12 protein-coding genes and 1 tRNA gene are annotated in these 9305 nt (G+C 69.2%); 7 read left to right on the top strand and 6 right to left on the bottom strand.

Annotated elements, in window-relative coordinates; all coding sequences use genetic code 11:
- The 3 genes from AC1DWT_RS47125 to AC1DWT_RS47115 all read left to right on the top strand — a co-directional run.
- A partial coding sequence (locus AC1DWT_RS47125; protein WP_477925899.1) for a DsbA family protein occupies positions 1–683 on the top strand: 683 nt, incomplete at its 5' end.
- A 162-nt stretch (positions 684–845) separates the two neighbouring features.
- Positions 846–918: transfer RNA gene (locus AC1DWT_RS47120), tRNA-Ala, on the top strand.
- An 87-nt stretch (positions 919–1005) separates the two neighbouring features.
- A complete protein-coding gene (locus tag AC1DWT_RS47115; RefSeq protein WP_011598322.1) occupies positions 1006–1215 on the top strand; it encodes a hypothetical protein in 210 nt (69 codons plus the stop codon).
- Between the two features lie 258 nt (positions 1216–1473).
- Here the strand turns inward: AC1DWT_RS47115 and AC1DWT_RS47110 are convergent, their stop codons facing one another.
- Complete coding sequence (locus tag AC1DWT_RS47110; protein WP_241031547.1) at positions 1474–1875, bottom strand: PAS domain S-box protein; 402 nt, start codon at positions 1873–1875, stop codon at positions 1474–1476.
- A 127-nt stretch (positions 1876–2002) separates the two neighbouring features.
- On the opposite strand from AC1DWT_RS47110, the gene AC1DWT_RS47105 reads away from it, so the two are divergent.
- Positions 2003–2488: an acyltransferase gene (locus tag AC1DWT_RS47105; protein WP_072937697.1), complete on the top strand. Its 486-nt coding sequence runs from the start codon at positions 2003–2005 to the stop codon at positions 2486–2488.
- Here the strand turns inward: AC1DWT_RS47105 and AC1DWT_RS47100 are convergent.
- Complete coding sequence (locus tag AC1DWT_RS47100; RefSeq protein WP_072937698.1) at positions 2428–2952, bottom strand: MarR family winged helix-turn-helix transcriptional regulator; 525 nt, start codon at positions 2950–2952, stop codon at positions 2428–2430. The two genes, AC1DWT_RS47105 and AC1DWT_RS47100, sit on opposite strands and share 61 nt — an antisense overlap.
- A 65-nt stretch (positions 2953–3017) precedes the next feature.
- Here AC1DWT_RS47100 and AC1DWT_RS47095 point away from each other — a divergent pair, with 65 nt between their 5' ends.
- The 3 genes from AC1DWT_RS47095 to bluB all read left to right on the top strand — a co-directional run bounded on the left by AC1DWT_RS47095 (position 3018) and on the right by bluB (position 5624).
- On the top strand, positions 3018–3860 hold the full coding sequence (locus AC1DWT_RS47095; protein WP_206015258.1) for an alpha/beta fold hydrolase: 843 nt from the start codon (positions 3018–3020) through the stop codon (positions 3858–3860).
- A gap of 70 nt (positions 3861–3930) precedes the next feature.
- On the top strand, positions 3931–4968 hold the full coding sequence (locus AC1DWT_RS47090) for a CobW family GTP-binding protein (protein WP_072937700.1): 1038 nt from the start codon (positions 3931–3933) through the stop codon (positions 4966–4968).
- Positions 4965–5624, top strand: coding sequence for a 5,6-dimethylbenzimidazole synthase (bluB, locus tag AC1DWT_RS47085; protein WP_072937701.1), 660 nt, complete (start codon positions 4965–4967; stop codon positions 5622–5624). Before AC1DWT_RS47090 ends, bluB begins: the two co-directional genes overlap by 4 nt.
- On the opposite strand, the gene AC1DWT_RS47080 is transcribed toward bluB, so the two are convergent.
- From AC1DWT_RS47080 to AC1DWT_RS47065, 4 genes are all read right to left on the bottom strand, one after another.
- The gene (locus AC1DWT_RS47080; RefSeq protein WP_174705451.1) at positions 5621–7054 is read right to left on the bottom strand and encodes a DEAD/DEAH box helicase; all 1434 of its coding nucleotides are present in this window, start codon (positions 7052–7054) and stop codon (positions 5621–5623) included. The two genes, bluB and AC1DWT_RS47080, sit on opposite strands and share 4 nt — an antisense overlap.
- 252 nt (positions 7055–7306) lie before the next feature.
- Positions 7307–7720, bottom strand: a complete 414-nt coding sequence (locus AC1DWT_RS47075; protein ID WP_087556627.1) for a molybdenum cofactor biosynthesis protein MoaE — start codon at positions 7718–7720, stop codon at positions 7307–7309.
- Positions 7713–8687 (bottom strand): bifunctional molybdenum cofactor biosynthesis protein MoaC/MoaB, encoded by a 975-nt coding sequence (gene moaCB, locus AC1DWT_RS47070; RefSeq protein ID WP_378677181.1) that lies wholly within the window; start codon positions 8685–8687, stop codon positions 7713–7715. Before moaCB ends, AC1DWT_RS47075 begins: the two co-directional genes overlap by 8 nt.
- A partial coding sequence (locus AC1DWT_RS47065) for a molybdopterin molybdotransferase MoeA (protein WP_477925898.1) occupies positions 8684–9305 on the bottom strand: 622 nt, incomplete at its 5' end. The genes AC1DWT_RS47065 and moaCB, both read right to left, overlap by 4 nt.

Raw genomic sequence — 9305 nt, 5'->3', positions numbered from 1 at the left:
CCTACATTCTCGGTGGGCTCGCCGTACTGGTCATCGCCGTACTCGTCATCGGTGGTGTGATCTGGCAGAGCAACCGCAGCAAGCCGCGCAACGACGGTTACGGCGGGGTCCAGAACTCCGAGGTCCAGGTGGCGTTGCAGGGTGACGGCGTCGTGCTCCTCGGCCGGCCGGATGCGGCCACCACGGTCGACCTGTTCGAAGATCCCATGTGCCCGTACTGCGCCGAGCTCGAGAACAAGAACGGTCAGGAACTCGCGCAGTCCATCGACGACGGCAAGGTGGCCGTGCGCTACCACGTCCTGAACTTCCTCGACCGGCTCTCGGCCACCGGCGACTACTCCACCCGCGCCGTCGCCGCGTCCGAGTGCGTCGCCGAAACCGGTGACGCCGTGGCGTATTCGGCATTCCATGCGGCGTTGTTCTCGCCGGCGAACCAGCCGAAGGAGAACGGCAGCTCCGATCACACCAACGAGGAACTCGCGCAGATCGCCCGCGACGCCGGAGCATCCGACGCGGCCGCCGAGTGCATCACCACCGGGGCGAAGGTCGAGCAGGCCCGGGCGCACGCCGAGGCGGGCCGTCAGGCCCTCGCCGCGAGCGGTGCCACCGGCACGCCCGCCGTCGTCGAGGACGGCACCGTGATCGACGCGCTGTCCAACGAGAACTGGGTGTCGCAGCTGTAGGCGGCTCCGCCGCCCGTGCGTGGTTGACGAGTGTCTGGACTCGTTAACCACGCACGGGCACGAAGCGCCCCTGACCAGGCGATTTGTTGGCCCGGTCGGCAATGGTGTAACTTTCTTCGAGCACGGAGGAAGTCATTCCGAGTGCGGAGAACAACCGAATACGGGGCTATGGCGCAGCTGGTAGCGCACCACACTGGCAGTGTGGGGGTCAGGGGTTCGAGTCCCCTTAGCTCCACTTTCGAGAGAAGCCTCTCATCCGCAGACGATGCGGGTGGGGGGCTTTCCTCATTCATCCCTCTTGTCCCGGTGGGACACTGGCGTCATGACATTCACTGTGACGCATCGCTCATTCGACCAATTGGCGGAGTTCGCCGTCACCGACTTCGGCGACGACGACAGCTACAGCATCCACGAGTCCGGGGCGCTCGTCATCGTCCGCGCCGCGCGGGAGCTGATCTACGCCCCCGGGAGTTGGTTCCTGGTGGAGCGGGAGGACGGCCAGGAGGACGGTTCGCCCGGCAATTACATGTGACGCTTCGGGCAGCGATTCGCACATCTGTTCGACTGCCGGGTAGATTCGACGTGTGGCCGCCCGAACCGAGACCGCGCCGGGGTGCTGCCCGAACGGGCACCCGCTGGCCGCGAATACGTGCCTGGTGGGGTGGGAGGTGTGCGGGTGTGCGACGTCCAGCAACGGTGGGCACCGCACCCATTTCTGCCGGCGATGCGGCGCCACCGTTCGGACTCCGCCGTGCTGCGGCGGTTCCGACGACGGCCGGTGAGCGGACGGTTATCGGATCGGCTGCCTCGCGGCCGTGGGGTTGCCCCAGATCGTGTCGGACTCGTCCTGGAGCACGAGGGCGACCAGTCTCTCGGTGCCTGCGGTGAACGTGGACGCCGCGACGAGCACCCAGATCCAGTGGCCCTCCCGGTGCCGGATGCGCAGATGTGCTGTCGCGCTGGGGCTTTCCTGGCTCAGTACCCGGGCGAGCATGGTGCCCCACAGTGCGGCGTCGTCGGGGTGGAACAGTTGCTCGTGATCGAGGTCCGCGAATTCGTCGGCGTCGTAGCCGATCAGGGCCGCGCAGGCGGGGTTGCTGAACACGACGTTTCGTTCGCGGTCGTGAACGCTGATCGCGTGGGGAATGGATTCCATCAGCGCAGCGAATCCGTCGCTATCCAGTTGTCTCACGGTTCCCCCCTCGTGCTTTTCGATGGCGCCCACATGGTACGCCGCACCGTGCAGTTTCGTGCGGTGAAATAGTTAATTAATAGCAAACCTCGATCGCGAACGTGCTCCGCGGGGCTAGGGTGACGGGATGCGGTTCGTCACCATCGTCCAGGCCTCCGCGTTCGTCCCCGTGTGGTTGCGGGTCCTGCTGCTGATGGCCGCGGGAGCGAAAGTGTGGGGAGCCGGCATCTATTCGGGCTGCTATTTCGGCAGCAAGGACGTCACGATGGGGCTGGGGACCTTCGTCAACCGCGGCGTCCTGTTCGACGGCACCGCGCCCATCACGCTCGGCAGGCAGGTCGCCGTCGGGCACCGCGTCCAGTTCGTCACGAGCACCCACGAGATCGGTCCGAGCTCCGGCCGGGGCGGGCGCGTGGTCGACCGTCCGATCGTGATCGGCGACGGGTGCTGGATCGGCGCGGGCGCGATCATCCTTCCCGGAGTGACGGTGGGCGAAGGGTGCGTCGTGGGGGCGGGCGCCGTGGTCACCCGCGACTGCGAGCCGAACGGGCTCTACGCGGGGTCGCCCGCGCGCCGGGTTCGCGACCTCGACTCCGCCCCGTCCGTGCGCTGAGGGCCGGCCTGGCGTTCGACGGCGACCGCGCGGTTCACGCCGTCGAGAAACCGTGAAATGGTGGCTTTTTCGACCGCGTCGAAGTCGTCGAGGACGGCGGCCGTCCGGTGGATGAGCGGCCCGAAGAACGTCTGACCGAGATCGACGGCGCGGGGTGTGACCGCGAGCAACCACCTGCGGCGGTCGTCGGCGTCCCGGTCGCGGCGGATCAGGCCTGCCTTCTCCATGCGGTCGAGCAGGGCGGTGACCGAGGCGGAGTTGATGCCGAGCTGGCCTCCGAGCCATCCGGGTGTGGCGGCGAGGCCCGCCCGGTCGGCGTCGAGGATGCAGATCAGGGCGCGGAGATCGGTGGTGTGCAGTCCGTGCAGTTGCGCGAATTCGGCACCGAGCAGGTTCAGCTCCACTGCGAGTGCACGCAGCCGGTGCACTGTCTGTGCGCCTTCGTCCGGGTCCACGCTCCGCAATCTACTGCGACCTTTCCTTCGATTGTCTAGTATCTCGATTATCGAGATATTTCGAGGAGGATGCGATGACGGCAGTCGGCGACTTCGTCCGCGCCTACGACTCGCTGCTGGCCGACTGGCCGGTGGACGTCACACCCGTCGACGTTCCCACACCGTTCGGGTCCACCCGGGTGAACGTGTGCGGACCGGAGTCGGGGGCGCCGCTGCTGCTGCTTCCCGGCGGAGGGGCCACGTCGACCGTGTGGGTCGCCAACGTCGCGGCGCTCGCCCGCAGTCACCGGGTGCTCGCGGTGGACGTCATGGGCGATGTGGGGCGCAGTGCGAACGACGGTGCACCGCTGCGCACCGCCCCGGACCTGTTCGAGTGGCTGGACGCGGTGCTCGACCACCTCGGGGTGACGGCGCCGGCGGTGGTCGGCCATTCGTACGGTGCGATGATCGCGCTCGCCTACGCACTGCACGATTCCCGTCGCGTCGACCGTCTGGCGCTGCTCGACCCGACGTCCTGCTTTGCGGGCCTGAGCGCGCGGTACCTGCTCCACGCGGCGCCGGTGCTCATCCGGCCGACGGAGAGACGGCAGCGGAGGCTGATCCGCTGGGAGACGGCGGGTGCCGGAGTCGACCCGCGGTGGCTCGGCGTCACCGCGCTCGGGGCGGCCGCGTTCGGCCGCACCACGCTCGTCGTGCCGTCGCGTCCGACAGCCGACGCGCTGGCGGGCCTGACCGTCCCCACGACGGTGGTGCTGGCGGGTGGCAGCCGGGCGCACGACGCGGGCAGGGTCGCGGAGAACGTCGGGCGGCTGCTCCCGTCGGCCACGGTCACGACGATCCCCGGAGTCACCCACCACACGCTGCCGATGGCGCCCGCCGCCGACGTGGACGCGGCGATCCTCGCCGCGGTCGGCTGACGCGCGCCCGGGTGCCGGGCGTTAGGATGGGCGCCCGGTAGCTCGTCGAGGTCCCACGGAGGTCGCAGCGTTGGCGAAGAAGCGGATTCCCGTCGTCATCGTCGCCGGATTCCTCGGTTCGGGAAAAACCACCCTGCTCAACCATGTGCTGCGCAACAACCGCGGCGTCCGGGTCGGCGTCATCGTCAACGACTTCGGCGCCGTGAACATCGATTCGATGATGGTGGCCGGCCAGGTCGATTCCATGGTGTCGCTGAGCAACGGCTGCATGTGCTGCGCCGTGGACGTCAGTGACATGGACGAGATGCTGGACCGCCTCGCGCATCCCGCGTCGCAGATCGACGTGATCATCGTCGAGGCGAGCGGGCTTGCCGAGCCGCGCAACATGATTCGTCTCGTCCTCGGAAGCACCAACCCGCACGTGATGTACGGCGGTCTCGTCGTGATGGTCGACGGCGAGCAGTTCGAGGACATGTCCGAGCAGCACCCGGACCTCGGCAAGCACGTCACGCTCGCCGACCTCGTGATCCTCAACAAGACGGACCGCATCGACGACGACCGGCGCGCCGCCGTGCAGGCGATGGTCCGCGGCTACAACGACCGCGCGCCCGTCCTCACCACCGCGCACGGCCGGATCGAGCCCACCCTGCTGTTCGACCGGGAACCCGGGCGTGAACCGGCGCCGGGGGAGCAGCTCACCCTCGACCAGCTCCTGCTGGATCAGCACGACCACTGCGAAGGCCACGACCACCTGCATTCGTCGTACGAGGCAGTCGATTTCGCTTCGGACGAGCCGATCGATCCGCGGCGGCTCGTCGAGTTCCTCGAGAAGCGACCGGTCGGGATCTACCGGATCAAGGGATTCGTGCATTTCGCGGTGCCGGGGCAGTCCCGAAAGTTCGAGGTGCAGACCGTCGGGCCGCACATCAGATTCACGTCGACGCGCTGGGAGCCCGGCGAGGAGCGGGCGACCCAGCTGGTGCTCATCGGTGCCGACATCGAGGGCGAGCACGTGCGGACCCGGCTCGCGGGCTGCGTCGTGGCGGTGGGCGAAGATGCGGACCCCGGCGCGATGCTGGGTGTGCACCGCTATACCGTGACCGCGTGACCGAGTCTGCGTGTAGTCCCGATACGAATCCCGAGCCGGCGCTGTCGGTGTACGACGCGATCCGCCGCCGCCGCGACGTGCGGGCCGAGTTCACCGGGGAGCCGATCGCGGAGGAGGTTCTCGACCGCATCCTGGGCGCCGCGCACTGCGCGCCCAGCGTGGGCAACACCCAGCCGTGGGATTTCGTCGTCGTACGCGACACCGGCACGCTGACCACGTTCGCCGACCACGTGGCCGGCGCCCGCAGGCGGTTCGCGGAGTCGCTGCCCGAAGATCGCAAGAAGACGTTCGACCCCATCAAGATCGAAGGGATCTGCGAGAGCGGAATGGGGGTAGTCGTGACGTACGACCGGAGCCGCGGCGGCGAACACATCCTCGGCAGGCACACGGTCGACGACACGGGCCTGTTCTCCGCGGTGCTCGCGATCCAGAATCTGTGGCTCGCCGCGGCCGCCGAGAACGTGGGCGTCGGCTGGGTGTCGTTCTACGACGAGCCCTATCTCACCGAACTGCTGGGCATCCCCGAGCCGGTGCGTCCCATCGCGTGGCTGTGCGTGGGGAGGGTCGCCGAGTTCCAGCAGGTGCCGGACCTCGAGCGCTTCGGGTGGCGGGGGCGCCGGCCATTGGCCGACGCCGTCCACCTCGAGAAGTTCTAGCCCTGACGGCGGCGTGAACCGCCGGCGGACGCCGTGCGGGTTCCGCCGCCCGTGGAGGAGGCTGCGCGGGGGCGTCCGGCTCCACCCGAGCGGGAGCGACGTGCGCCGCCGCCCTGACCGTGTGCGCGGCCGCCCTGACCGGCTTGACCGCCGCGTCCGCCCTGGGCGCCGCCCGGCCGCTGATTGCGTCCGCCGCCGCCGTTCGACGCCGGTGCCGCCTTGGGGGCCGGCGCGACGTGCGGTGCGATGTCGCCGACCAGGTCGAGCACGTGTGCGGAGTCCGCGGTGCTGCGGACCGGGGTCACCTTGATCGCGGCCTTGCGCATGAGGACGGCCAGGTCCTTGCGCTGCTCGGGCAGCACGACCGTGACGACGTCGCCTGCGCTGCCCGCGCGTGCGGTGCGGCCGGAACGGTGCAGGTAGGCCTTGTGCTCGGCGGGCGGATCGACGTGGACGACCAACTGGACGTCGTCGACGTGCACGCCGCGCGCCGCGACGTCGGTGGCCACCAGCACGCGGGCCTCACCGGCGGAGAACGAGGCGAGGTTGCGGTCGCGGGCCGCCTGCGACAGGTTGCCGTGCAGGTCGACCGAGGGGATTCCCGCCTCGGTGAGCTGACGGGCCAGCTTGCGGGCCTGGTGCTTGGTGCGCATGAACAGGATGCGGCGTCCGGTGCCCGATGCAAGCCGCTCGACCAGCTTGCGCTTGGCCTCGACGCCGTCCACGTCGAACACGTGGTGCGTCATGGCCGCGACGGGCGAGTTCGCCTCGTCCACCGAGTGCAGCACCTCGTTCTTCAGGAACCGCTTCACGAGCTTGTCGACGCCGTTGTCCAGGGTGGCGGAGAACAGCAGTCGCTGCCCCTGCTGGGGGGTCGCAGTGAGGATGCGGGTGACGACGGGCAGGAAGCCGAGGTCGGCCATGTGATCGGCCTCGTCGAGCACGGTGATCTCGACGGCGTCGAGGCTCACGAACTTCTGCTTCATCAGGTCTTCGAGCCGTCCGGGGCACGCGACGACAATGTCGACGCCCGCCTTGAGGGCGCTCACCTGACGGTTTTGGGAGACACCACCGAAGATCGTGGTGACTCGCAGGTCGTACGCGGCGGCGAGGGGCTCGAGGGTTGCGGTGATCTGCGTGGCGAGCTCGCGGGTGGGGGCGAGGATCAGGCCCACCGGGCGGCCCGGCCGGCGCTTTCCGCCGGACAGTTCACCCGCGAGGCGGGACACCATCGGAATGGAGAATGCCAGCGTCTTGCCGCTGCCCGTCTTGCCGCGGCCGAGCACGTCCCGTCCCGACAGTGTGTCGGGGAGGGTGTCGACCTGGATGGGGAACGGGGAGGTGATCCCCTTGTCGGCGAGTGCTTTCACCAGCGGTTCGCGGACACCGAGCGCGGCGAACGTCGTGTCGGGGGTATTCGTGTCAGACAAGTGGTCAGGCCTTTCGAGCACAGGGTTGTGCCCGGAGGGCCGATACGGAAGGTCTCCGTCGGAGCTCGAGCACAGGTTGGCGGCGTTGCCGGTCGGCAAGCTTCTTCGCCGTAAGAAGAGCGGATGCGGTGGTGCACATCCAACAGGATTCGGGTGACCGAACTGAATGCGTTCTACGACGCTGGATGACCGTCGTGGTCATCTAGTGATGGCGAGTCTACCTGGTGACGGCCGGCCGGTCCGACCGAGGAGTCACAGACCGACCCATTCGGACGCCCCGTCGGCGAATTTCTGCCGCTTCCAGATGGGTACCTCGTGCTTGATGCGCTCCACCAGTTCGGCGCACGTGGTGAACGCCTCGGCGCGGTGGGGAGCGGCGACCGCGGCGACCACCGCGAGGTCGCCGACGGTGAGGGATCCGACCCGGTGGATGGCCGCCACGGGGAGTCCGGACGAGGCCGCGACCTCCTCGCAGACGGTGCGGAGGAAGCGTTCGGCGTCCGGGTGCGACTGGTATTCGAGTGCTGAGACCGATTGTCCGCCATCGTGATTGCGGACGACGCCGGTGAACACGACGACGGCGCCGTGTTCGGGCCCGGCCACGGCGGCGTCGACGACGGCGGGATCGAGCGGCTGATCCGAGATCTGGGCGAGAATGTCAGGCATCGTGCGCACCTCCACCTGCGACCTGAGCGAGAAGATGATCGACGATGGGGTCGAGGACGGACAATCCGTCCTTGACCCCGCCCGGCGAGCCGGGGAGATTCACCACGACTGTGCCGTTCGCCACACCGGCGAGTCCGCGGCTCAGCGAGGCGTGCGGGGTCACCTCCGTGCCGCGGTTCCGGATGGCGTCGGCCACGCCGGGCAGTTCGCGGTCGAGCACCGCGCGGGTGGCCTCCGGGGTCGCGTCCGTGGGGGAGACCCCGGTGCCGCCGGTGCTGATGATCAGTGCCGGGCTCCCGGACAGGGCGTCGGCGAGTCCGGCCGCGATGTCCGCGTCCGCGTAGACGAGCGGACCCAGGGTGGTGAAGCCACGTTCCTCGAGCCACGCGGCGATCACCGGGCCGGTCGTGTCTTCCCGCGTGCCCTTGGCCCCGCCGGTCGAGGCGACCAGTACGGCCGCGGATCGTGCTGTCACCGTGGGCGTTCCGGTGCTCTGCTGCTCGCGCGTCCAGTGCCCGCGTTTGCCGCCGTCCTTGGTGAGCAGCCGGACACCGTCCAGTGTCGCGGCGGGGTCGACGGCTTTCACCATGTCGTGCAACGTCAATCCGGCCACCGCCACGGCTGTGAGGGCCTCCATCTCGACGCCGGTCGGGCCCTTCGTCTTCGCGGTGGCCTCGATGGTGATCGCAGTGTCGGTGAACCCGAACTCCAGCTTCACCGACGACAGCGCGAGTTGATGGCAGAGCGGAATCAGCTCGGACGTCTTCTTCGCCCCGGAGATCCCGGCGATCCGGGCCGTCGCGAGAACATCGGCCTTGGGGAGGTCGTCGGCCCGGACCAGTTCGATCACCGCGGGGGTGGTGACCAATTGCCCGGCGGCCACCGCGGTTCGGGTCGTGTCCGCTTTCGCGCTCACGTCGACCATGCGCGCGCGGCCCTCGCTGTCGAGGTGCGTCAGGTCGCTCATAGGGGGATCACCTTCACGAGTTGGCCGGCGTCGAGCGCGGTGACGTCGGCGGGAACGTCGAGGAGGACGTCCGCCCACGCCATCGCGGCGACGAGATGGGAGCCGGGGCCGGAGACGAGTTCGACTCCGGCGTCGGTGCGGCGCGCCCGGAGGAACTGCCGCTTGCCGGGAATGGAGGTGACGGCCGCGGCGAGCGGCAGTTCCTCGGGTTCCGTCGGCGGGAGCCCGGCGGCGCGCCGGATCTCGGGACGTGCGAACACCTCGAAGGAGACGAGGGTGCTGACCGGGTTCCCCGGAAAGTTGAGGACGGGCGTGCCGTCGACGACGGCGGTGCCCTGCGGGCCGCCCGGTTGCATCGCGACGTGCCCGAAGTGCGCGCCGAGCGGTGAGAGCGTCTCCTTGACCACCTCGAAGTCGCCCATCGACACCCCGCCGGACGTGAGGACGAGGTCGGCGGTGGTGGTCGCCTCCGCGAGCAGGGTCCGGAATTCGGCCGGGTCGTCGCCGCTGCGCGCGATCGACACGACCTCGGCACCGTTGGCCCTGGCGCTGGACGCGAGGGCGATTCCGTTGGAGTCGTAGATCTCTCCGGGGTGCAGCGTCGTTCCGGCGTCCACC

The organism is Rhodococcus sp. P4_B6 (assembly GCF_056402215.1).
The sequence above is the reverse complement of the archived record's forward strand: the minus strand, read 5'-3'. Positions and strand labels throughout refer to the sequence as shown.

Excerpts from the sequence above, each read along its gene's own strand:
- AC1DWT_RS47075 (WP_087556627.1), bottom strand. The coding sequence starts at position 7,720 with ATGCCTGACATTCTCGCCCAGATCTCGGATCAGCCGCTCGATCCCGCC.
- AC1DWT_RS47105 (WP_072937697.1), top strand. The coding sequence starts at position 2,003 with ATGCGGTTCGTCACCATCGTCCAGGCCTCCGCGTTCGTCCCCGTGTGG.
- AC1DWT_RS47115 (WP_011598322.1), top strand. The coding sequence starts at position 1,006 with ATGACATTCACTGTGACGCATCGCTCATTCGACCAATTGGCGGAGTTC.
- AC1DWT_RS47095 (WP_206015258.1), top strand. The coding sequence starts at position 3,018 with ATGACGGCAGTCGGCGACTTCGTCCGCGCCTACGACTCGCTGCTGGCC.
- moaCB (WP_378677181.1), bottom strand. The coding sequence starts at position 8,687 with ATGAGCGACCTGACGCACCTCGACAGCGAGGGCCGCGCGCGCATGGTC.